This is a genomic window from Kitasatospora sp. NPDC088783, from assembly GCF_044750705.1.
Taxonomy (GTDB): domain Bacteria; phylum Actinomycetota; class Actinomycetes; order Streptomycetales; family Streptomycetaceae; genus Kitasatospora; species Kitasatospora fiedleri.
In genome coordinates, this window is record NZ_JBIVKJ010000014.1 from 89,623 (window position 1) to 113,011 (window position 23,389).

General features: G+C 75.2%; 17 protein-coding genes. 14 read left to right on the forward strand and 3 right to left on the reverse strand.

Features of this window, described 5'->3' with window-relative positions; genetic code table 11:
• Window positions 1–561: 561 nt before the first annotated feature.
• The 7 genes from ACIP60_RS30535 (at window position 562) to ACIP60_RS30565 (ending at window position 10,744) form a co-directional block, all read left to right on the forward strand.
• On the forward strand, window positions 562–2,820 hold the full coding sequence (locus ACIP60_RS30535) for a glycogen debranching N-terminal domain-containing protein (protein WP_400690406.1): 2,259 nt from the start codon (window positions 562–564) through the stop codon (window positions 2,818–2,820).
• 88 nt (window positions 2,821–2,908) lie between these two features.
• Window positions 2,909–3,667 carry an NUDIX domain-containing protein gene (locus ACIP60_RS30540; protein WP_100840382.1) on the forward strand — a complete coding sequence of 253 codons (759 nt, stop codon included), beginning with the start codon at window positions 2,909–2,911 and terminating at the stop codon, window positions 3,665–3,667.
• A 269-nt stretch (window positions 3,668–3,936) separates the two neighbouring features.
• Entirely contained in the window at window positions 3,937–5,685 is a 1,749-nt protein-coding gene (locus ACIP60_RS30545; protein WP_400690410.1) for an ATP-binding cassette domain-containing protein, read from the forward strand.
• An 11-nt stretch (window positions 5,686–5,696) separates the two neighbouring features.
• Window positions 5,697–6,497: a hypothetical protein gene (locus ACIP60_RS30550; RefSeq protein ID WP_400690413.1), complete on the forward strand. Its 801-nt coding sequence runs from the start codon at window positions 5,697–5,699 to the stop codon at window positions 6,495–6,497.
• A 245-nt stretch (window positions 6,498–6,742) separates the two neighbouring features.
• Complete coding sequence (locus ACIP60_RS30555) at window positions 6,743–7,615, forward strand: FadR/GntR family transcriptional regulator (RefSeq protein WP_400690416.1); 873 nt, start codon at window positions 6,743–6,745, stop codon at window positions 7,613–7,615.
• A 443-nt stretch (window positions 7,616–8,058) separates the two neighbouring features.
• Complete coding sequence (locus ACIP60_RS30560) at window positions 8,059–9,675, forward strand: RNA polymerase sigma factor (RefSeq protein WP_400690418.1); 1,617 nt, start codon at window positions 8,059–8,061, stop codon at window positions 9,673–9,675.
• A gap of 217 nt (window positions 9,676–9,892) precedes the next feature.
• Entirely contained in the window at window positions 9,893–10,744 is an 852-nt protein-coding gene (locus ACIP60_RS30565) for a S1 family peptidase (protein ID WP_400690420.1), read from the forward strand.
• Between the two features lie 102 nt (window positions 10,745–10,846).
• Here the strand turns inward: ACIP60_RS30565 and ACIP60_RS30570 are convergent, their stop codons facing one another.
• Window positions 10,847–11,077, reverse strand: a complete 231-nt coding sequence (locus ACIP60_RS30570; RefSeq protein WP_100840376.1) for a hypothetical protein — start codon at window positions 11,075–11,077, stop codon at window positions 10,847–10,849.
• A gap of 469 nt (window positions 11,078–11,546) precedes the next feature.
• On the opposite strand from ACIP60_RS30570, the gene ACIP60_RS30575 reads away from it, so the two are divergent.
• From ACIP60_RS30575 to ACIP60_RS30600, 6 genes are all read left to right on the forward strand, one after another.
• Window positions 11,547–13,658 (forward strand): type IIA DNA topoisomerase subunit B, encoded by a 2,112-nt coding sequence (locus ACIP60_RS30575; RefSeq protein ID WP_400690424.1) that lies wholly within the window; start codon window positions 11,547–11,549, stop codon window positions 13,656–13,658.
• A 175-nt stretch (window positions 13,659–13,833) separates the two neighbouring features.
• The gene (locus ACIP60_RS30580; RefSeq protein WP_400690426.1) at window positions 13,834–14,325 is read left to right on the forward strand and encodes a DUF1453 domain-containing protein; all 492 of its coding nucleotides are present in this window, start codon (window positions 13,834–13,836) and stop codon (window positions 14,323–14,325) included.
• A gap of 105 nt (window positions 14,326–14,430) precedes the next feature.
• Window positions 14,431–15,591, forward strand: coding sequence for a sensor histidine kinase (locus ACIP60_RS30585; RefSeq protein ID WP_400690429.1), 1,161 nt, complete (start codon window positions 14,431–14,433; stop codon window positions 15,589–15,591).
• A 62-nt stretch (window positions 15,592–15,653) separates the two neighbouring features.
• Window positions 15,654–16,316 (forward strand): response regulator, encoded by a 663-nt coding sequence (locus tag ACIP60_RS30590; protein ID WP_400690516.1) that lies wholly within the window; start codon window positions 15,654–15,656, stop codon window positions 16,314–16,316.
• 113 nt (window positions 16,317–16,429) lie between these two features.
• Window positions 16,430–16,846, forward strand: a complete 417-nt coding sequence (locus ACIP60_RS30595) for a DUF485 domain-containing protein (RefSeq protein WP_100840372.1) — start codon at window positions 16,430–16,432, stop codon at window positions 16,844–16,846.
• The gene (locus ACIP60_RS30600; RefSeq protein ID WP_400690433.1) at window positions 16,843–18,447 is read left to right on the forward strand and encodes a cation acetate symporter; all 1,605 of its coding nucleotides are present in this window, start codon (window positions 16,843–16,845) and stop codon (window positions 18,445–18,447) included. Before ACIP60_RS30595 ends, ACIP60_RS30600 begins: the two co-directional genes overlap by 4 nt.
• Window positions 18,448–18,523: 76 nt before the next feature.
• On the opposite strand, the gene ACIP60_RS30605 is transcribed toward ACIP60_RS30600, so the two are convergent.
• Together ACIP60_RS30605 and ACIP60_RS30610 are read right to left on the reverse strand one after the other, a co-directional pair.
• Entirely contained in the window at window positions 18,524–18,934 is a 411-nt protein-coding gene (locus ACIP60_RS30605) for a response regulator (protein ID WP_400690519.1), read from the reverse strand.
• Between the two features lie 5 nt (window positions 18,935–18,939).
• Window positions 18,940–20,799, reverse strand: coding sequence for a PP2C family protein-serine/threonine phosphatase (locus ACIP60_RS30610; RefSeq protein ID WP_400690436.1), 1,860 nt, complete (start codon window positions 20,797–20,799; stop codon window positions 18,940–18,942).
• 258 nt (window positions 20,800–21,057) lie between these two features.
• Between ACIP60_RS30610 and ACIP60_RS30615 the strand changes: the two genes are divergently transcribed.
• The gene (locus ACIP60_RS30615; RefSeq protein ID WP_400690439.1) at window positions 21,058–23,358 is read left to right on the forward strand and encodes an ATP-binding protein; all 2,301 of its coding nucleotides are present in this window, start codon (window positions 21,058–21,060) and stop codon (window positions 23,356–23,358) included.
• Window positions 23,359–23,389 lie beyond the last annotated feature (31 nt).

Here is a 23,389-nt window from a genome sequence, read left to right on the forward strand (position 1 = left end):
CACGCTCGCGGCCGACCGGGCCCGCAGCCCTCGGCCGGTCGAGGGGAGGAGAACCCGGTGACCGACTCAAGGCCACCCCACGCAGCACCCCAGTCGCTGCCCCCTGCCACCCCACCGGTCCCCGGTGACGCCCCCGCGCCACCCGCCCGGCCGGTCGGCCCTCCGCCTCCCCGCCAGGCCACGCCCCCGTACGGCACCGGCATGCCCGGCGCTCCCGCCCCTGGGACGCCCGGAGCCGGCCCGGCGGTTCCCGGCACCCCGGCCTACGGCACCCCCCTGCACGGCACCCCGGCCTACGGGACGCCCTCGCACGGCGGCGTGCCCCCGCACGGCACGCCGCCGCCCGGGCCGCCCTCGGGTGCCCCTCACCCGGCAGCAGCCCACCCCTACGCGGCCCCGGCGGGCACGCCCCCCTACGGCACCCCCGCCGGCGGTGCGCCGTACGGGGGCGGCACCCCGCCGTACGGCACCGTGACGCGGCAGGCCCCGGGCCATCCGATGGCCGGACGGGGCGGGCCGGTCCCGCGCGCCGACCAGTCGCCGGTTCCGGGCGGAGCGCCGGTGGGCCGGTCCGAGCAGGTGGCGGGCGCGCCCGCCGCCGGGGCGGCCCGGCAGCCCGGTCCGGCGGCGCCGCCCAGACCGCAGCCCTCCGCCGCGCACGACGTGCTGTGCGTCAACGCCCCCGGCATGGCGTCATCCGGGCCGGACGGCCAGCTGCGGGGCCAGGGCCTGCACGGCTTCTTCCGGCACGGGGTGCGCACCCTGGCCCGGATGGAGCTGCGGCTGGGCGGCATGGAGCCGCTCCCGCTCCAGGGCACCCTGACGTCCACGGCGGCGGCCCGGTTCGTCGGCTCGGTCCGGGTACCGGGCGACCTCGACCCGGACCCGGCACTGACGGTCGAGCGGCTGCGGCACGCCGACGGCGCCGAGACGGTGACGGTCCGCAACACGGGCGCCCGCCCGGCCCGGCTCCCGCTGGAGATCGCGCTCGGCACCGACCTCGGCCTGCTCACCGACATCGCGGCGGGCCGCCGTTCGGCCGACCTGCCGGGCCAGGTCCAGTCGTCCGGCCTGCGCTGGGTCGGCCAGGGCCGGGCGGCCACCGTCAGCGCACGGCCCTCGCCGCACGCGGTGCTGGCCGGTGCGGGCGTGCTGCGCTGGGACTTGGAGATCCAGCCCGGCGCCCGCTGGTCGGTCGACCTCCGGGCCGAGCTGGAGACCCCGTCGACGGGCCGGCCGCCGACCGGGCGCGGTCCCGGGGTGCCGCTGCCCTGGTCCGAGCCCGAGGTCCGGGCCGACGACCGCCGGGCCGCCCGGCTGGTCTCCCGGGCCCTGGATTCGCTGGGCGGCCTGCTGCTCGCCGACGCGGACCGGCCCACCGACCTGTACACCGCCTCGGGCGCGCCCTGGCGCTTCGGCCTCACCGCCGCCGACGCGCTCTGGGCCGCCAGGATGACCCTGCCGCTGGGCACCCGGCTCGCCGCCGGCACCCTGCGGGCGGTCGCCCGCCGTCAGCACCAGGCGGCCCCGCAGGCCACCACCGCCCCCGCCGCTCCCGTTGCCGTTCCCGCCCCCGCAGTCCGACCGGCCGACTCCGCTCCGGGTGACGGCGGGTCGGCCCCGGAGGGCGGTGCGGCCGGGCCGGTGCCGGGGAGCGCCCCCGGCCCGGTCGGCGGGCCGAACCCGCCCGGTGGCGAGGCCGGTGCGGCGGCCCAGGCGATGGACGGGGTGATCCCCGGTCCGCTGCGGCACGGCGGCCCCGAGCTGCCGGCCAGTTGCACCGCGACGGAGGCGACCCTGCTGTTCGTCACGGTGCTGGCGGAAGCCTGGCGCTGGGGCATGCCCCGGGCCGAGGTCGCCGAACTGCTGCCGGCGGCGGAGCGGGCCCTCGGCGCGCTGCGGTCCGCGGTGGTGGAGGGTCCGGACGGCCCGGTCGGGTTCGTCGCCGACTTCGGGCGCCCGGCGGAGGAGCGCGCCGCGCGCCCCGGCCCGGCCAGGTGCGAGGTCCAGGCGCAGGCCCACCGGGCGGCCCTCCAGGGCGCGGACCTGCTCGACGCCTTCGACCGGCCGGGCGCCGCCCAATGGCGTTCCTGGGCAGCCGAGTTGCGGGAACGGTTCCGGGAGCAGTTCTGGATCGACGACCTGTCCGGCGGCCGTCCGGCAGCCGCCCTGCTGGCCCCGGACCGGCCGGTGCCGGCCGTCGCCTCCACCCTGGTCCACCTCTTCGACCTTGGCCTGGCCGCCGAGGGCGAACTGCACGAAGGTCTGCTCGACCGCGAGCAGACCAGGCTGCTGGCCCAGCGCCTGGTGACCCCGGAGTTCGACTGCGGCTGGGGCCTGCGCACCCTGAGCGCGAAGTCCCCCCGGTTCAACCCGCTCGGCCACCGCAGCGGCGCGGTGCGGGTCCAGGAGACCGCGCTCGCGGTGAGCGGGCTGGTGGACGCCGGGTTCGAGCGGGAGGCCGAAATCCTGCTGGAGGGCCTGCTGGAGGCGTCCGCGCACTTCGAGGGCCGCCTGCCGGAGATGTACGCCGGTGAGCAGAAGGTCGCCGACTGCCCGCCCGTCCCGCACCCGGCGGCCTGCCGTCCGGCCGCGGTCTCCGCGGCGGCGGCCGTGCACCTGGTCCTCTCGCTGGCGGGCGTCCGGCCCGACGTCCCGTCCGGGCGGGTGGCCACCCGCCCGGCGAGCACCGCCCCCTTGGGCGCACTGGAACTGACCGGCCTGCGGGTGGCCGGCGAGCCGTTCTCGGTCCGGGTCAGCCGGATCGGCGTCGCGGTCGTGGAGGAGGCGCCGTCGTTCCTGCAACTCGCCGCCAGCTGAGCGCCCCACCGCGACGGGGTGGGGCGAAGAGAGGGGAAAGGCACTGTGGTCTGTGATTATCGTCAGAGAGACGACTAAGATCGACGCCATGTCGCGTTATGACCCGTCGGCCTTCCCCCCGTTCGCAGTCACGGTTGACCTCGTGGTGCTGACGGTGCGCGACCATGAGCTGTGCGCCCTGCTGGTGAAGCGCGGCGAGGCGCCGTTCAAGGAGTACTGGGCACTGCCCGGCGGCTTCGTGCGGCTGGACGAGGGCCTGGCCGAGGCGGCGTCCCGCGAGTTGGCGGAGGAGACCGGGCTGCGGGCGCAGTCGCTGCCGGGCAGCCTCCCGGGCGGACAGACCCCCGCGGGCGCGCACCTGGAGCAGCTCGCCACCTACGGGCACCCGCAGCGGGACCCGCGGATGCGGGTGGTGAGCGTCGCGTACCTGGTCCTCGCCCCGGACCTTCCCTCGCCGCGTGCGGGCGGCGACGCCAGCAGCGCCCGGTGGGCACCGGTGAGCGAACTGCTCGGCGAGGAGCGCAACGACGGCGTGCTGCTCGCATTCGACCACGGCCAGATCCTGACGGACGGGGTGGAGCGGGCCCGCTCCAAGATCGAGTACTCCTCGCTGGCCACCGCCTTCTGCCCCCCGGAGTTCACCGTCGGCGAGCTGCGCCGGGTCTACGAGGCGGTCTGGGGCGTGGTGCTCGACCCGCGCAACTTCCACCGCAAGGTGACCGGCACCCCGGGCTTCCTGCTGCCCTCCGGCGGCACCACGACCCGTCAGGGCGGCCGCCCCGCCCAGCTGTTCACCGCCGGCGGCGCCACCGTCCTCAACCCCCCGATGCTGCGCCCCGAGTCCTGACCCGCGCTCCCCGGAGCCCGTGGCGGGGGTGCTGATCGACGCGGTACGGCCGGTGCCGGTGTCGAAACCGTTGCTGCCGACGGGTGGTGACGGTCCGTGAGGAAAGCGTCAGCCCGGCGGGAGGGCTGTCCCCTGTACGGGTGAGGTCGGCGCTAACACCGCCCACGACCCATCCGGAATGCCTGGTTTCACCGCTTCCGCGTCCTACTGTGCAGGCTCGGGCCAGGTGGACATCCCCGGTCTGTCGGCGGGCGAGGGAGCGGGCGGCGATGATCCAGATCACCGGACTGACCAAGGCGTACCGGCGGGGGCGTCCTCCCGCGGTGCTGGACCTGACCTTCGACGCCCGTCCCGGGATGGTCACCGCGCTGCTCGGGGACGAGGGCGCGGGCAAGTCGACCGCGCTCCGGCTGATGGTGGGGTTGGAGCGCGGCCACGGCCTCACCCTGTTCGACGGCCGGACGTACCGGCGGATGCGGCGTCCGGAGCGGGAGATCGGCGTCCTGCTGCCCTCCGGCCGCCCGGAGGCCGGGCACCCCGGACAGCGGGCCCGGTCCCACCTGCGGATGCTGGCCGGTGCGATCGGCGTCCCGGCGCGCCGCGCCGACGACCTGCTGGAGCAGACCCGGCTCGCCGCCGTCGCCGGCCACCGGATCGGCACCTTCTCGCCCGGCATGCACCGCCGCCTCGCGCTGGCCGCGGCCCTGCTCGGAAACCCCTCGACGCTGCTGCTGGACGCCCCCACCGAGGGCCTGTCCCCGAACGGCGAGGAGTGGTTCGGGGCCTTCCTGCGCTCCTTCGCGCTCTCGGGCGGCACCGTGCTGACGACCACCCGCTCCCCGGAGCAGGCCGCTGCCCTCGCCGACCGGGTGGTCACCCTGGACGCGGGCCGACTGGCCGCCGACCAGCCGGTGGTGGAGTTCCGCCGCACCAGGCTGCACCCCGAAGTCCTGGTCCGGGGGCCGCAGATGGCCCGCCTCGCGGACCTGCTGGTCGCCCAGGGCGGCCAGGTCCGGCGGGACGGCGGCGCCGGTCTCGCGGTGAGCGGCATCGACCGCACCGAGGTCGGCGAACTCGCCTACCGCAACGGCATCCTGCTGCACGAGCTGGCCGACCGCGTGGTCCGGCGCCCGGTCTCCTACCCCTCCGCCCTGCCGAGCAGTTCGGGCCGCTCCGGCCAGGTGTCGATCCGGACGGTCCGCCAGGGCGCGGCCCCCGAGGTGAAGGCCCGTCAGGACGCGGGCGGGCAGCCGCAACCCGACCGCACCGGGCAGCCCGCCGCGGTCGGCCCCGGCGAGCACCGGCCCGCGACCGTCGGCCGCCCCGCCGGGCCGGAGTCCGAGCGCCCGCTCGACCACCGCGGCCTACAGGCCGGCCGTTGGGCCGCGGCCGCCCTCGCGCCGAACCCGCCGGCTCGGGGAAAGGGAGCGGGAGCGGGAGCGGCCGAGGGCGAGGGCAAGGGCAGGGGAGAAGGGCGCGGGCCGGGGTCGGCTCAGGTCCGGGTGCAGGACCACGCCGTGTCCGTGCCCGCGCCGACCGCCCCCGTTCAGGCGCCGCAGGCCCCCGGCGTCGACCTGACCAGGCGGACGCCCCGCGGTGCCTCCGCGCTCGGCCGGTCGGCGGGGGCGGCGAGGACGGCAGGGGCGGCGCGGGAGACGGAACGAGTGGTGGGGGAGCCGGTGGCGGGCCCCGCCGCGATCGACACCGAGCACCTGGCCGCCAACCCGACCGACGCGGAGCTGCTGACTCCCGCCCGGATCAGGGGAGTCGGCCCCCGTTCCGCCGACCCCGTCCGCCCCTTCCCGGGACGCCCCTGGTCGGCCGACGCCACCGAACTGCGCCCGGCCGAGCGAGGCGAACCGACCGAACGGACAGGACGAGCCGAACGAGCCGAACGGGTCGAACCTGCCGGGCGGCCGCAGGAGTCGGGGGAGGTCCGGCCGGGCGGAACGGGTGCGGTGGACCCGCAAGGGACGGTGCGGCGGAGTGCCGTCGGCGACGAGAACGGGAGTGAGTGACCGTGCGAGTGGTGGCGAGTGAGGTGCGTCGGCTGCGCGGGGTGCGCTCCACGTGGGTGGTGGTCGTGGGGGCACTGCTGGTGAACGCGGCGGTGGCGGCGTTCTCGGCGCACCGGCTGCCCGCCGGGGAGTTGGCGGTGCCGGACGCGGTGCGGTCGGTCGCGGCGGTGGTGCCGGTCCTGCCGCTGCCGCTGACCGCGCTCGCGGCGGCGGTGCTCGGCGCGCTGGCCTACGGCAACGAGGCGCGCTGGCCCGGCCTGTCCGCCTCGCGGGTCACCCTGGGGCGCCGACTGGGCGCGCTGCTCGCGAAGTCGCTGGTGGTGGGCGCGGCGGCGGTCCTGCTGGCGGTGGTGGCCCTCGGGGTGAATGCCCTCGCGGTGCGGCTCGCGCTGCCCGGCGGAGTGGACGCGTCGGCGGTGCTCGACCTGTCGGGCCTGCCCGCCGGTCCGTTCGCGGCGGGCGGGGTCGGCCGCCCGCTGGCGGCGTTCGTGGTGCTGGCGGTGGCGGGCGGCTGGGCCGGTCTGCTGATCACCTCGCTGGTGCGCAGCGCCGTCGTCGGCGTCCTGCTGACCGGTGCGCTGCCCGCCCTGCTGGAGCCCACCACCGGTCTGCTGCTGCACCGCACGGGCCGCAACTGGCCGGTCTGGGTGCGGGAGTTGATGCCCTTCCAGTACGGCCTGGACTGGGTCCGCGACGCCGCCGACCGGACCGCCGGCGCGCTGGACGGCGTGGTGGTCGCCGCGCTGCTGGTCCCGGCCGCCCTGCTGGTGCTGGTGGCAGTGCTGGCACAACTGCGCCGCCGGAGCCTCTGACCGGGCACCTGTCGGCCCCGCGCTACGGGGAGAGCGCGGGAGAGTCCGGGGGAGTGCTGGCGGAAGGAGCCCTGACGGTGTGACAGCCGGGGCGGGCGTGGTGCATGGGAAATCCGTGCCTGATGACCGGTATGCGCATTTCCGGCTGATAAGAAGTCAATTATCCAGACACGGCCGATCACCCTTTCGTGTGCTTTTCACGAGAATGCTCAAGGCGACTCCGCCGATCGCCGACAAAGGATGGCGTGAGTACCCTTGCGCACCCCACCGTGACCGCCGCTCGCCAGGCCGAGTCGATCTCCGCCTCCGAGTTGGACCGTTTCCCGTACGCCGACCGCCCGACTCCGCCCGCCCCCCGCTGGGAGGGTGCGGAGAGCGACCTCTCCCGGGTCGGTCGGAAGACCACCAGCAGCCGCGGCCGCGGTCTGCACGGCCAGCTGGTCCAGCAGCTCGGCCAGATGATCGTCTCCGGAGACCTGGGCGCCGACCGTCCGCTGGTGCCGGAGGAGATCGGCCAGCGCTTCGAGGTCTCCCGCACCGTGGTGCGCGAGTCGCTCCGGGTGCTGGAGGCCAAGGGCCTGGTCTCGGCCCGGCCGAACGTCGGCACCCGGGTCCGCCCGGTGAGCGACTGGAACCTGCTGGACCCCGACATCATCGAGTGGCGCGCCTTCGGCCCGCAGCGCGACGAGCAGCGCCGCGAGCTGTTCGAGCTGCGCTGGGCGATCGAGCCGCTGGCCGCGCGCCTGGCGGCCGGGCACGGGCGGGAGGACGTCCAGCACCGGCTGGTCGAGCTGACCGAGATCATGGGCCAGGCCGGGAGCCAGGGCGACCTGGTCAGCTACTCCCGGGCCGACGCCGAACTGCACGGCCTGGTGCTGCAGATGGCCGGGAACCGGATGCTGGAGCACCTGTCCGGGATCGTGGCCAACGCGCTCCAGGTCTCCGGCGGCTCCGGCACCACCTGCGAGCGCCCGTCCGATTCGGCGGTCAGCCTGCACGCCCGGCTGGTCGACGCGCTCGGCACCGGCGACGGCACCGCGGCCGAGGCCGCCGTCCGCGCGCTGCTCACCGTCCACCCGGACATCGAGCACGCCGTCCCCGCGCCGCGCGAGCACTGAGCGGCCGCCCCCGACCGCCGCTCCGACCTCCGACCGGATGGCCCTTCTGCTGCCCCACCCGCGCAGCCGAGGGGCCATCGGCACATCGGCGCGGCGGCGCATCGGCACGTCGGAGCCCGGCCGTCCGACCGACCGTCCCCGGGCCGGTGCGACGCCGCCCACGAGGCCGCTCCGACCCTGCGGATAGGCCGCTCGGGGGCTGCCCGCACCGGCCCTCGGGTGGTGTGACGGGCGCCACGACGGGCATGCGTAACACTTGAGGGGCGGCAGCGATGTGTACGGAGCGGAAGCAGCTCCGGAATATCACCACAAGCCAGCTGGCTGTGATGGTCCGCGGCGCTGCTGCCGTCCTGCAGACCCCGGTCACCGTCCACCCGTCCGAGCCCGAGCAGTCGGGCCGGTCGGCGCGGGTTCGTGTCCACTCATCGTCCGAGAGGTTGTTCGTGTCGGCCAGCACATCCCGTTCCCTTCCCCCCGAGATCGCCGAGTCCGCGGCACTGCTGGCGCTCATCGAGCGGGGCAAGGCCCAGGGGCAGATCGCCGGTGACGACGTGCGCCACGCGTTCGAGGCGGACCAGATCCCGGTCACCAAGTGGAAGAACGTCATGCGCAGCCTCAACCAGGTGCTGATTGAGGAGGGGGTGGAGCTGATGGTCAGCGCGGCCGAGCCGGCCGGCGCCAAGCGCAAGAGCGTCGCGGCCAAGAGCACCACCAAGCGCACCGCGACCAAGGCGGTCACCACCCGCACGCCGGTCGCCCAGACCAAGCCCCCGGTCCGGATCGCCCCCGCGGCGACCGTGGCCCCGTCGGTCTCGGTGGCCGCGGTGGCCGGCGCCGAGGTCGGCGTCGAGACCATCGAGGTCGCCGAGGCGAAGGCCGCGGTCAAGAAGGCCGCCGCCCCGGCGAAGAAGGCGGTGGCCAAGAAGGCCGCCCCCGCGAAGAAGACCGCTGCCAAGAAGACCGCCGCGGCCGCCAAGCCCGGTGCCAAGGCCGGCGAAGAGGACGTCATCGGCGAGGAGGAGCTCCTCGAGGACGTGGCCCTGCCCGGCGACGGCAAGGAGGGCGAGGCCGAGGAGGAGACCGACCAGGGCTTCGTGCTCTCGGACGACGACGAGGACGACGCCCCGGCCCAGCAGGTCGCGGTGGCCGGCGCCACCGCCGACCCGGTCAAGGACTACCTCAAGCAGATCGGCAAGGTCCCGCTGCTCAACGCCGAGCAGGAGGTCGAGCTCGCCAAGCGGATCGAGGCCGGCCTGTTCGCCGAGGACAAGCTGAGCCAGGCCGACAAGCTCGCCCCGAAGCTCAAGCGCGAGCTGGAGATCATCGCCGAGGACGGCCGCCGCGCCAAGAACCACCTGCTGGAGGCCAACCTCCGCCTGGTGGTCTCGCTGGCCAAGCGCTACACCGGCCGCGGCATGCTCTTCCTGGACCTGATCCAGGAGGGCAACCTCGGTCTGATCCGCGCGGTCGAGAAGTTCGACTACACCAAGGGCTACAAGTTCTCCACCTATGCCACCTGGTGGATCCGGCAGGCGATCACCCGCGCCATGGCCGACCAGGCCCGCACCATCCGCATCCCGGTGCACATGGTCGAGGTCATCAACAAGCTCGCCCGCGTGCAGCGCCAGATGCTCCAGGACCTGGGCCGCGAGCCCACCCCGGAGGAGCTGGCCAAGGAACTCGACATGACCCCCGAGAAGGTCATCGAGGTCCAGAAGTACGGCCGCGAGCCGATCTCGCTGCACACCCCGCTCGGCGAGGACGGCGACAGCGAGTTCGGTGACCTGATCGAGGACTCCGAGGCGGTCGTCCCGGCCGACGCGGTCTCCTTCACCCTGCTCCAGGAGCAGCTGCACTCGGTGCTGGACACGCTGTCCGAGCGCGAGGCGGGCGTGGTCTCGATGCGCTTCGGCCTGACCGACGGCCAGCCGAAGACGCTGGACGAGATCGGCAAGGTCTACGGCGTGACGCGCGAGCGCATCCGGCAGATCGAGTCGAAGACCATGTCGAAGCTGCGCCACCCGTCGCGCTCCCAGGTGCTGCGCGACTACCTGGACTGACCCCGGTCGGCCCGCGTCACCTGGACGGGCCCCTCCGCCACCGGCGGAGGGGCCCGTTCGCGTGTCCGGGGGTCGCCTGATGGAGTGGTGGGCGGGCCCGGTGCGGGCACGGCGGGTCAGGGGGTGACTACGCTGGGCAGGTTGTCGCAGCTCCGTCCGGACCGGCTCGGACCCGTTCGGAGCGCCTCCCCAGCTCGCCGAACCCCCTGGAGAACCGGTGCCCATCCTGGACACGTTCGCGCCTCGGCTCCGCCGCCGGGCGGTCGCGCTCGTCGCCCTGGCCGCCCTGCCCGCCCCGCTGGTCGCGCTGGGCGCGGCCGGGCCGGCCGTCGCGCAGCGGCGGATCATCGGCGGTACCGGCGCCAGCACCGGGGACCACCCGTGGATGGTGGCGCTGGCCAGCCGGCAGCAGTTCGGCTCGGCCCGCTCCGGGCAGTTCTGCGGCGGGGCGCTGATCAGCCCGACCAAGGTGGTCACGGCGGCGCACTGCTTCTACGACGAGACCACGGCCCGGCCGACCGACCGGCCCGGGCTGCGGGTGATCGTCGGGCGGGACGACCTGCGGGGCAGCGCGGGGCGGGAGGTGGCGGTGCGCGGGGTGTGGATCGACCCGGGCTACAGCTTCACCGCGAACACCCGGGACGTGGCGGTGCTCACCCTGGCCGAGCCGCAGGACGGCCGGCCGGTGCTGGAGATGGTGGGCCCGGGCGAGACCGAGCCGTACGCGGCGGGCACCCCGGCCACGGTGTTCGGCTGGGGCGACACCCGGGGCAACGGCAGCTACTCGAACACGCTGCGCCAGGTCACCGTGCCGGTCATCTCGGACGAGGTCTGCGGCCGCGCCTACCCGGGCGGCTCGGACAGCGCGTACGACGCCCGCAGCATGGTGTGCGCGGGCGAGGAGCGGGGCGGCAAGGACGCCTGCCAGGGCGACAGCGGCGGGCCGCTGCTGGTGGCCGGGCGGCTGGCCGGGCTGGTCTCCTGGGGCGCGGGCTGCGCGGAGGCCGAGCACCCCGGGGTGTACACCCGGATCGCGGCCGTCTCGGAGGCCGTGCACGAGGTGCTGTGAGCGCGGACCGGGCCGGGGCCCGGGAACGCCACGGCCGGGTGGCCCGCCCCTGGGAGGGGTGGGCCACCCGGCCGTTTCAGGCAGCTCGGTGGAGCGGGAGCGTCAGCGCTCCCCCTCCTCGGCCGCCGCCGGCGTACCGGAGAGGCGGTCGCTCTCGTCGTGTATCTCCACGGCGATCTTCTTGAGCTCGGGCTCGAACTTGCGCCCGTGGTGGGCGCAGAACAGCAGCTCTCCGCCGCTGGAGAGGACGACGCGCAGGTAAGCCTGAGCGCCGCAACGGTCGCAGCGGTCTGCCGCGGTCAGCGGGCTCGCAGGGGTCAGAACAGTAGTCACGTCGCCTCTTCTCTAGCTCGACGAGCTGTGTACCAGGATCAACATCCAACCAGGTCGAATTCGTTCCCGCTCGTGGCTTTTCTCTTGGAGGATTCTGCCGTCGTCTTGATGAGGACGTGCCCCGGGCAACGATGGTTCATGCGTACCGATTCCCGTGGCCGGCCGATCACCTCGAACTCCCGACCGGGCCGGGGGGCGAGGTCCGCGTAGCATAATCCTCCGCTGGGTTGGAGCATAAGCCCCGTCCTGGAACCCGTTGCACCGCATCGCAGCAGCTCCGCAGCCCTCCCCGGCCGCCCCGATCCGCCAGGACCCGTGGTGTCGGCAGGAGATGGCAGGCTGGTAACCGCCTCCGAGGCGGGAATCGTGTTCGCGCAGCGCGTACAGAGCGCGCGGGCCCCAGCGGCCCGGATCTCAGTTGCTGAGAGCATGCGGGGGTGTCCGTCAACGTCATGGAGGAGTGCAGAGCGTGAGTGGAGAAAAGACCGGCCCGTCCTCTCTGGTGACCGGTGAGGGCGGGTCCGACTACACCGCGCGGCATCTGCTCGTCCTCGAGGGGCTCGAGGCGGTCCGCAAGCGGCCGGGCATGTACATCGGGTCGACCGACAGCCGCGGCCTGATGCACTGCCTGTGGGAGATCATCGACAACTCGGTGGACGAGGCCCTGGGCGGCTTCTGCGACCGGATCGAGGTGCTGCTGCACCAGGACGGCTCGGTCGAGGTCCGCGACAACGGGCGCGGCATCCCGGTGGACGTGGAGCCCAAGACCGGGCTGTCCGGCGTCGAGGTGGTGATGACCAAGCTGCACGCGGGCGGCAAGTTCGGCGGCGGCTCGTACGCGGCCTCCGGCGGTCTGCACGGCGTCGGCGCCTCGGTGGTCAACGCGCTCTCCGCCCGGCTGGACGTCGAGGTGGACCGCTCCGGCGCCACCCACGCGATCAGCTTCCGGCGCGGCACCCCCGGCCGGTACGCCGGGGACGGGCCGGACGCGGCGTTCGAGGCCGGCAGCGGGATGACCAGGAGGGGCAAGTTCGCCCGCACCCGCACCGGCACCCGGATCCGCTACTGGGCGGACCGGCAGATCTTCCTCAAGGACGCCAGGCTCTCGCTGGAGTCGCTGCACAGCCGGGCCCGGCAGACCGCCTTCCTGGTGCCCGGCCTGACCATCGTGGTGCGCGACGAGCGGCTCACCGAGAGCGAGCAGGTCGCCGAGGAGACCTTCCGCTACGACGGCGGGATCAGCGAGTTCTGCGAGTTCCTGGCCCCCGACCGACCGATCTCCGACGTGCTGCGGCTGCGCGGCGAGGGCACCTTCAAGGAGACCGTCCCGGTGCTCGACGAGCTCGGGCACATGACCCCCACCGAGGTCACCCGCGAGCTCGGGGTGGACATCGCGCTGCGCTGGGGCGCCGGCTACGACACCACCCAGCGCTCCTTCGTCAACATCATCTCCACCCCCAAGGGCGGCACCCACGTCACCGGCTTCGAGCGGCAGCTCGCCAAGTCCGTCAACGAGGCGCTGCGGGCCGCCAAGCTGCTGCGGGTCGCCGAGGACGACATCACCAAGGACGACGCGCAGGAGGGCCTGACCGCGGTCATCACCGTCCGGCTGGCCGAGCCGCAGTTCGAGGGGCAGACCAAGGAGGTGCTCGGCACCTCGGCGGCCAACCGGATCGTCGCGGCCGTGGTCGCCAAGGAGCTGAAGGCGTTCCTGACCTCCGCCAAGAAGGACGAGAAGCTCCAGGCCCGGGCCGTGCTGGAGAAGGTCGTCGCGGCCGCCCGCACCCGGGTCGCGGCCCGGCAGCACAAGGAGGCGCAGCGCCGCAAGACCGCGCTGGAGACCTCCTCGCTGCCCGCCAAGCTGGCCGACTGCCGCAGCGACGACGTGGACCGCAGCGAGCTGTTCATCGTCGAGGGCGACTCCGCGCTCGGCACCGCCAAGCTGGCCCGCAACTCGGAGTTCCAGGCGCTGCTGCCGATCCGCGGCAAGATCCTGAACGTCCAGAAGGCGTCCGTGAGCGACATGCTCAAGAACGCCGAGTGCGCCTCGATCATCCAGGTGATAGGAGCGGGCTCGGGCCGGACGTTCGACATCGACCAGGCCCGCTACGGCAAGGTCATCTTCATGGCCGACGCCGACGTCGACGGCTCGCACATCCGCACCCTGCTGCTGACGCTGTTCCACCGCTACATGCGGCCGATGGTCGAGCAGGGCCGGGTGTTCGCCGCGGTGCCGCCGCTGCACCGGATCGAGCTGACCAACCCCAAGCGCGGCCAGGAGAAGTACCACTACACCTACTCCGACGCCGAACTGCGGCGCACCCTGCTCCAGTTCCAGGGCAAGGGGCTGCGCTGGAAGGACCCGATCCAGCGCTACAAGGGCCTCGGCGAGATGGACGCCGACCAGCTGGCCGAGACCACCATGGACCCGCGGCACCGGATCCTGCGCCGGATCAACCTGGGCGACCTGGAGTCCGCCGAGAAGACCTTCGACCTGCTGATGGGCAACGACGTCGCCCCGCGGCGGGAGTTCATCGTCGACTCGGCGGCCACCCTGGACCGGTCCCGGATCGACGCCTGAGCGACCCCGCGGCGGACCGGCCGCGGCGCCGCCGGGCGGCCCCGCGCACGAGGGCTCTCCACCCCAGGGTGGAGAGCCCTCCGCGCTGCGGATCAACCCCCGCTCCGAGGACCGGCGGGCGCCGGCTCCGTAGCGTTCGGGGTGTCGAAACCACCCCGCCCGGGAGGCACCCGAAATGACCGCCCTGTCCGACGTCCTGATCGCCGCCGCCGTGATCGTCCTGGTGGTGGGCCGGCAGCTGCGGGCCCGCCGGCTGGACACCGAACGCCGCTTCTGGCTGCTGCCGCTGGTGCTCGCCGCCGTCGCGCTGCGCGACCCGGTGCTGATCGACCCGCAGCACCGGACCGCCGCCACCGCCCTGCTGATCGGCTCGATGCTCACCACCGCCGGCATGGGCTGCGCCTGGGGCTGGACGGTGCGGATCTGGCGCGAGACGGACGGCGTGCTGTGGAGCCGGGGCACCACCGTCACGGTGTTCGCCTGGGTCGGCGCGATCCTGGTCCGGATCGCCTGGTACGGGGTGGGCGGCGCGCTGCACGTCCACCAGTCCGGCAGCGTGCTGCTGCTGTCGCTGGCCCTGCTGCTGCTGGTCCGCTCGGCGGCCCTGCAGTGGCGGGCCCGGCAGCTGGACGGCGGCGGCAAGCAGCACCACGGCCTGGCCGCCTGACGCGCAGCCCGCCGTACCGCCCGGCGCACCGACGCCGGGCCGGACACCCGCCGCCGGCCCCCGCAACGGGGGTCGGCGGCACCACCGTCGAGGGAGGATCAGCAGGTGAGCACGCTGGAGCGCTGGACCGGGTGGCCCGCCGGGGACGTGCCGCTCCGGGAGCACGCCAGCCGGGCCCGGCTGGTGCTGTCGTTCTGCAGCCGGGCCGTCATGCTGGGCGCCGTGGTCCTCGGCACCTTCGCCGAAGAGCGGTACTCCGGCTGGCGGCTGCTGCCCCCGGTCGGCTGGATCGCGGCCGCGGTCGCCCTGTCCACCGGCTGGTTCCTGGCCTGCCGGGCCCGGCGGCTGTGGCCCGCGCTGGGCTGCGCCGCCGGGCTGCTGGCCACCGCCGGGCTGGCCCACGAGGGCGGGGCCGACACCCTCGCCTCGGTGATCTGGTGCGGGCTCGCGGTGCTCTCCGTGATCCGGCTGCCGCTGGCCGCCGGGCTGCTCACCGCCGGGGCGGCGCTGGCCAGTTACGGCCTCGGCTCGGGCGACTCGCTGCTGGTGATGCTGGCCGTCTCGGGCGGCATCGGCCTGCTCGGCTACCTGCTGCGGCTGGACGGCCAGGCCCGCTCCGCGCAGCGCGCCCTGCTCGCCCAGGAGCGGGCCGCGCAGGCCGCGCAGGCGGAGTCCGCGGCGCTGGCCGAACGGGCCAGGATCGCCCGGGAGATCCACGACGTGCTGGCGCACAGCCTGTCCGCGCAGCTGGTGCACCTGGAGGCGGCCCGGCTGATGCTGGACGCCGGGGCCGATCGGGCCGAGATCCGCGAACGGGTGGTCGCCGCCCGGCGGATGGCGCAGGACGGGCTGACCGAGACCCGGCAGGCGCTGTCCGCGCTGCGCGGCGAGTTCGCCCCCGTCGCCGAGTTCGTGGCCGAGCTGGCCGCCCAGTCCGGGGCCGGGCTGACCGTCGACGGGGTGCCCCGGCCGCTGCCCGCCGAGGCCGGGCTGGCCGTGCGCCGGGTCGCCCAGGAGGCGCTGACCAACGCCCGCAAGCACGCGCCCGGCGGCCGGGTGGACGTCCGACTCGGCTACCTGGACGGCGCGGTGGAGCTGCGGGTGCGCAACTCCGGTGCGCCGCGCGGGGCGCACCCGGTGCTGGGCGACAGCGGGAGCGGGTACGGTCTGCTCGGGATGCGCGAACGCGCGGAACTGCTCGGCGGCGAACTGCTGGCGGGCCCCGAGGAGGGAGGGTGGCGCGTGCTGCTGCGGGTGCCGACGTGACGGACGGACCGATCCGGGTGGTGGTCGCCGACGACCAGACCGTGGTGCGGGAGGGGATCGTGATGCTGCTCGGCCTGCTGCCGGGCATCACGGTGGTCGGTTCGGCGCCGGACGGCGAGGAGGCGCTGCGGCTGGTCGCCGAACACGCCCCCGACGTGGTGCTGATGGACCTGCGGATGCCGCGCTGCGACGGGGTGGAGGCGACCCGCCGGATCCGCGCCGACCACCCCGCCACCGAGGTGGTGGTGCTCACCACCTACGCCGACGACGACTCGCTGTTCTCGGCGCTGCAGGCCGGTGCCCGCGGCTTCCTGACCAAGGACGCCGGGGCGGAGGAGATCGCCCGCGCGGTCGCGGACGTCCGCTCGGGCGCGGCCGGGCTCTCCCCGCAGGTCCAACTGCGGCTGCTGGAACGGCTGTCGGCCCCGGCCGGGCCCGCCGCGCAGTCGCGGCCGGGACCGCAGACGGAACCGCAGACGGGATCGCAGCCGAGGACCGAGCCGGCCGGGCGCCCCGCGCTGCCGGACGGGTTGACCCAGCGCGAGGCCGAGGTGCTGGCGCTGATCGCCGCCGGCCTGTCCAACGCGGAGATCGCCGGAAGGTTGTTCGTCAGCCCCGCGACGGTGAAAACACATATCAACAACCTTTTCGCCAAGACAGCGGTACGGGACCGCGCCCAGGCCGTGGCGTACGCCTTCAAGCATGGAATTTCCGACGGTTCGTGAACCGACGTCCGGTTAGCTGGTTCGGGTGAACGTATCTGCACGGGTTTCGTGGTCTGGTTTGTGACGCTCCATCATGGTTCGGTCCTGGTGACCGAAATGATGAGGTGTCGGCTGTGGCGCAGCAGGAGAGAGTCGACTGGTGGGCCGCGGCCCCCTCCCGACCCCGGGTGGTGGCGCAGCGGCGGGCCGCGGAACCGGCACCGCCGGAGGAGCGGGTCGGCCGGGAGGTCTACCGGAGCGTCCAGGACAGCGAGGCGTTCCAGGAGATCAGGCGCGGCTACCGCTCCTTCGTGTTCCCGGCCAGCGCCGGGTTCCTGGCCTGGTACCTGCTGTTCGTCGCGGCCCAGGCGTTCGCGCCGGACCTGATGCGCCAGCGGGTCGCCGGGCCGCTCAACCTGGCCTGGCTGCTCGGCCTCGGCCAGTTCGCCTCGACCTTCCTGCTCACCTGGCTCTACGCCCGCAACGCCCGCACCAAGCGCGACCGAGCCGCCCTCGAACTGCGCTGGGACACCCAGGACCAACTGCGATGACCCCACACCCCAGCCACGGCCTCGCGGTGGCGCTGTTCGCCGTCGTCGTCGCCGTCACGCTCACCATCACCGTCTGGGTCGGCCGCCGCGGCCACGCCGCCGAGGACTTCTACGCCGGCGGCCGCGACTTCTCGCCGTTGCAGAACGGCTTCGCCCTCTCCGGCGACTACCTCTCCGCCGCGTCCTTCCTCGGCGTCACCGGCCTGATCGCGCTGTACGGCTACGACGGCGTGCTCTACAGCATCGGCTTCCTGGTCGCCTGGCTGGTCGTGCTGATGCTGGTCTCCGAACTCGTCCGCAACGCCGGCCGCTACACCCTGGCCGACGTGCTGGCGCTACGGATGCGCCAGCGGCCGGTGCGCGCCGCGGCCGGCCTGGCGTCCATGGTCGTCACCCTGATGTACCTGATCGCGCAGATGGTCGGCGCGGGCAGCCTGGTCGCCCTGCTGCTCGGCACCGACAGCGGCGCCGCCAAGGGCTGGACCATCGTCGGCGTCGGCGGCCTGATGATCGTCTACGTGACGGTCGGCGGGATGCGCGCCACCACCTGGATCCAGATCGTCAAGGCCTTCCTGCTGGTGGCCGGTTCGGTGCTGCTCACGGTGCTGGTGGTGGCCCGCTTCCACGGCGACCTCGGCGCGCTGATGGACACCGCGGCCCGGCACAGCGGCGTCGGCGACAGGTACCTGGAACCGGGCCTGCGGTACGGCTCCAGCCTGGTCAGCCGGCTCGACTTCGTCAGCCTCGGCCTGGCGCTGGTGCTCGGCACCGCGGGCCTGCCGCACATCCTCAGCCGCTTCTACACCGTGCCCACGGCGCGGGCCGCGCGGCGCTCCACGATGTGGGCCATCGGCCTGATCGGCTGCTTCTACCTGATGGCGATCGTGCTCGGCCTCGGGGCCGGCGCGGTGGTCGGCGCGAAGGCCGTCCGGGCCGCCAACCCGGCCGGCAACACGGCCGTCCCGCTGCTGGCCCTCGACCTCGGCGGCGGGCCGGAGTCCACCTGGGGCCTGCTGCTGTTCGCGGTGATCTCGGCGATCGCCTTCGCCACCATCCTCGCCGTGGTGGCCGGGCTGACGCTGGCCTCCTCCGCGGCCTTCGCCCACGACCTCTACGCGCGGGCCTGGCGGCGCCCCGAGCGGCGGCAGGTCTCCGAGCGCGAGGAGGTCATCGCGGCGCGGATCTCGGCCGTGGTGATCGGCGGACTCGCCATCGTGCTCAGCCTGTTCGCGCAGAAGCTGAACGTGGCCTTCCTGGTCGGCCTGGCCTTCGCGGTGGCCGCCTCGGCCAACCTGCCGACCCTGCTGTACTCGCTGTTCTGGAAGCGGTTCACCACCCGCGGCGCGGTCTGGTCGGTGTACGGCGGTCTCGTCCCGGCGGTGGTGCTGGTGCTGTTCTCGCCGGTGGTCTCCGGCGCGAAGACCGCCGTCCTGCCGGGCCTGGACTTCCACTGGTTCCCGCTGGAGAACCCGGGGTTGGTCTCCATCCCGCTCGGCTTCCTGGCCGGCTGGCTGGGCACCGTCCTGGACCGGGAGCCGCCGGACGAGGACGGCTTCGCCGAGCTGGAGGTGCGGGCCCTGACGGGCGCGGGCGCCGCCTAGGAACGCACCCCGGGCCGGGGCGCGGGGACCGGACGTCCGGTCCCTGCGCCCCGGCCCGGGTCAGTTCCGGCCCGGGTCAGCCGGACCGGACCTCGCCGAGCCAGAAGTCGACGGTGCTGCCGAGCACGGTCCGGAACAGCTCGAAGTTCAGCGGCTTGAAGATGTAGCTGTCCGCCCCGGCGGCGTAGCAGGCGTCCACCTCCGCGGGGGCGGTGGAGGAGGTGAAGACCACCACCGGCAGCCCGGCCAGCTCCGGGTGGGCCCGGAGGTCGCCGAGCAGGTCGTGGCCGCTGTAGCCGGGCAGGTTGAGGTCGAGCAGGACCAGGCGCGGCCGTTCGGCCGCCGGGTCGAGCAGCCGCCCGAGGACGGCGTCCGCCCGTCCGGCGAACTCCAGGCGGACCAGCGGGTGCGAGCGGCCCAGGGCCCGCGCCACCGCCTCCATGTCGTCCTCGGAGTCCTCGACCACGAGCACCAGTCCCTCGGCCATCGCCGTCACGACGCTTCCCCCTCCTCGTTCCGGTCCGGTTCCGTCCCGGACGCCACCCGCATCGCCAGGACGGCCATGTCGTCCGCCGAGCCCCGGCCGAAGCCGATCGCCGCCCGGGCCAGCCCGGTGACCACCCCCGCCGGCGGGAGTCCGGCCAGCGCGCCGAGGGCGGCGGAGAGCCGGTCCTCGAAGAACGCCCCGTCGGGTGAGCGGGACTCGGTGATCCCGTCGGTCAGCAGCACCGCGGTGTCCCCGGGGCGCAGCACGTCGGTGGTCTCCGCCAGCTCGTAGTCGTCGACCACGCCGAGCAGCAGCCCGCCGGTGCCGCCCAGCGGCGCGACCGTCCCGTCCGCGCGCAGCACCAGCGCCTGCGGGTGGCCGGCGTTGGCGATCCGGGCCGCGAAGGCGCCGTCCGGGGCCGGGACCAGCGACAGCACCACGCCGGTGACGAACTTCTGGGAGGCGGCCGTCCGCAGCGCGCGGTTGAGGCGGGTGAGCGCCGCGGCGGGCGGCAGGTCGTCCTCCAGCAGCGTGCGCAGGGTGTGCCGGGCCAGGCCGGTGAGCGCGGCGGCCTCGGCCCCGCGGCCGCACACGTCGCCCACCAGGAGGGAGAACGAGTGCCGGCCGGGGACGGCGTCGTAGAAGTCGCCGCCCACCTCCAGGGCCGCGTCGCCGACCTCGTAGGCGGCGGCCAGCTCCACGCCCGGCACGGTGGGCAGGACGGCCGGCAGCAGGTGCTGCTGCAGCGAGACCACGTGCTGCCGGCGCTCCTCGTACAGCGTCGCGTTGTCGATCGCCAGCGCGGCCCGCAGCGCCAGGTCGGCCAGGAACAGCGGCGGCGGCAGGCGGGACGGGTCGCGCTCGTAGACGAAGGTGACGGTGCCCAGCAGCCGGCCCCGGGCCCGCAGCGGGTTCACCGTGACCGCCCGGGCGGCCACCTCGGAGGCCGGGCCGAAGGGCGTGCCCGCCAGCTCCCCGCCGCTCAGGACGGTGCCCTCGCGCAGCGCGGACAGCTTCGGCAGGACGTCGTCCACCCAGTTCCCGTCCTCGCCCGCCGCGGTGAACCGCCGCTGCGCGCCCGCCGCCAGGTGCGCGGAGGCGACCAGCGCGAGCCCGCCGGGCCGGCACAGGTGCACCAGGCAGCCCTCGGCCACCGCGGGCACCGTCATCCGGGCCACCCGCTGGAGGGTCTCCTCGACCTCCAGCGAGGCGTCCATCTGGAGCGACGCCTCCGCGAGCAGCGCGTCCCGGGCCTGCACCCGGGCGTTCTCCCGCTCCTGCACGATCCGGTCGTTGCAGGCGGCGACCACGTCGCACACCTGGGCGACCCGGAGGCCGAGCCGGGCCGGGGCGGACCGGCCCGCGGCCAGGCCGACGGACACCACCGCCCAGTCGTCCTCCTCCAGCGCCAGCGCGCACTCCACCACCCGCACCGCCCCGGCCGCCCGCCACACCCCGTACTCGGGCCGGGCCCGCGCGTGCTCGGAGCGCAGCGTGAACTTCCGGACCAGGCCGGGCACCGGGGCCGGCCCGCCCTTCCAGGCGTCGCCGGGAGGAGCCAGCACCCGTTCGGGGCGGGTGTCGAGACGGCTGCTGGACCGCATGTACAGGGCGGCGCCGGACGGGGCGAACCGGGTGCCCGAGACCACGACCACCCCCGGCTGGCCCAGCAGCAGGTCGTACAGCTGCTCGGAGAGCGCCGTCACGTCGGTCGAGGTCTGGGCGAGCCGCCACATCCGGTGCAGCCCCGCGCTCCAGTCACCGTCCGCCGGGTGCCCGGACCGCGCCGCGCGGGGCGGCGGCGGGGCGTCGTCGCTGCGGGGAGCGGTTCCCGCCGGTTCGTCGGGGGGCTGTTGGCGTGTCACGGCTTCTCTCTTTCCGCCCGGCCCCGTTGTACGCCGGCGGCGGGACCGGTCCGTGGCTTCCGCGTTCCGCCCGGTACCCGCCTCCGGCGGGAGGACCTCGCCCGCAACGATAGCCCCGCCCGGCCCGCCGGGCTGCACGCGTCGGGAGGCCCCCCGGCCGGTGGCGGCCCGCCGGGCGACGACGCGGGGCCGGGGACAGGCCCTAGGGTGGATCCGACCGCGCGGCCGACCCGGCCGGGCCGAGGACGGGAACCGGGCATGGCCGAGGACGGGTGGCTGTCGGAGCGGGCGCAGCAGGCCGAGGCCGCCGCGCCCGGCGGCTTCGACCTGGCCGACTGCGTCCGGGAGCCGATCCACCTGCTCGGCGGCGTGCAGTCGTTCGGCGTGCTGATCGCGGTCGACCCGCTCGACGGGACCGTCCGCACCGTCTCCGACAACGCCGCCGACCACCTGGGACGCCCCGCCGCGGACCTGGTCGGCCGTCCGGCCCGGGACCTGGTCGGCACCGAGGTGCTCGCCGAGGCCGGGGCCGCCGGGGAGTCCGCCGTGCTGCTCACCGGCCGGGCCCGTCCCGCCGGCGCCGCCCACCCGTTCGACGTCAGCGCGCACCGCCGGGACGGGCTGCTGGTGCTGGAGCTCGAACCCTGCGCCGAGCGGTCCGAGGCCGGCCCGGGCTTCGCCCGCCGCGTCCAGCAGGCGCTGCTGCGCATCCAGCGGTGCGCCACCGTGGCGGAGTGCTGCGAGGCCGCCGTGCGCGAGGTGCGGCTGCTCACCGGCTACTCGCGGGTGGTCGCCTACCGCTTCGAGGACGCCGAGGGGCCCGGCGAGGTCGTCGCCGAGGACCGGGCCGCGCACCTGGAGCCCTGGCTCGGGCTGTGGTTCCCGGCCAGCGACATCCCGCCGCAGGCCCGGCGGCTCTACCGGCACAACTGGATCCGGGTGATCGGCGACGTCAACGACCGCACCGCCGCGCTGCACTCCGCCCGCGCCGAGGCCGGCGCCCCGCCCCTCGACCTGTCCGCCGCGGCGCTGCGCACCGTCTCCGCGTACCACCTGGAGTACCTGCGCAACATCGGCGTGCGCTCCTCGATGTCGGTCTCGGTGCTCTCCGACGACGCCCTGTGGGGGCTGGTCGCCTGCCACGGCGAGGAGCCGCGCTGGCTGTCGCCGGACGTGCGGGCGGCCTGCGAACTGTTCGGCAGCGCCCTGTCCGTGCAGCTCGCCGCGGTCGCTGACCGGGAGCGGTCCGCGGCGCTCGACCTGGTCCGCGGCGCCCTCGACGGCCTGCTCGGCGGGGCGCCCGACGAACGGGCCCCGTCCCTGCACGCCTTCGCCGGGCTGTTCGCCGGTCTGGTCGAGGCGGACGGCCTGGTCGTCGACCAGGCCGGGCAGACCACCGTCGAGGGCCCGGACCCGGGCGCCCGGACGCTCTCCCGGCTGCGGACCGTCGCCGCGGGCCTGCGGGCCACCGAGACGTGGCACACCGACCGGCTGGCGGAAGCACTCGCCGACGCGTGCGGCGAGCCGGTCGGCGCGGACGCGGCGGCGGGCGGTGACGGTCACGTCCCGGGGGGCGTGCTGCTGCTGCCGCTGGGGGACGGGTTCCTCGCCTGGTGGCGGGAGGAGCGGACCGGCGCCCGCAGCTGGGCCACCGACCCCGCGGTACCCGTCCGGCTGGGACCGCGCGGCGAGCGGCTGACGCCGCGCGGCTCCACGGAGGTGTTCCGGGCGGCCGTGCGGGGGCGCAGCCTGCCGTGGAGCGGCACCGACCTGGCGGCCGCCCACGAGGTGGCCCGGGCGGTCGCCGGGCTGCTGGCCCGGCACGCCGCCTGGACCGCGGTCTTCACCCAGCGGCTGGAACGCAGCAACGCGGACCTCGACGCCTTCGCCCACGCCGCCGCCCACGACCTCAAGGAGCCGCTGCGCGGGATCTCCAACGCGGCCAGCTTCGTCATCGAGGACGTCGGCGACGCCCTGGACGGGGCCGGCCGCCGCCACCTGGACACCGTGCGCCGGCTGACCGTCCGGATGGACGGCCTGCTCGACTCGCTGCTGCGCTACTCCCAGGTCAGCGAGGTCGGGCTGCACCGCGTCCCGGTACCGCTCGCCGAGGCCCTGGAGCACGCCCTGGAGATCGCCGGGCCCCGGCTCGCCGAGCAGCGCGTCCGGCTCCTGCGCGGGCACCTCCCGGTCGTCCACGCCGATCCGGACCGGCTCCAGGAGGTCCTGGTCAACCTGCTGGTGAACGCCGCCAAGTACGCCCGCGCGGACGGGCCGCGCACCGTCGAGGTCACGGTGGAGCGCAGGCCGGGCCCGGACGGCGGCCCGGAGCGGGAGACGGTGGTGGTCCGCGACAACGGGATCGGCGTGCCGGCCGCCCAGCGCGAGCTGGTGTTCGGGCTGTTCCGCCGGCTGCACCGGACGGCCGAGCACGGCGGCGGCTCCGGCGCCGGACTGGCCATCGTGCGCCGCATCGTCGAACGGCACGGCGGCGCGGTCTGGTTGGACGACGCCCCCGGAGGCGGCACCGCGGTCTGCTTCACCCTGCCCGAGGAGTGACCGCCCGCCGCCCGGCCGCCCGGCCCCCCCG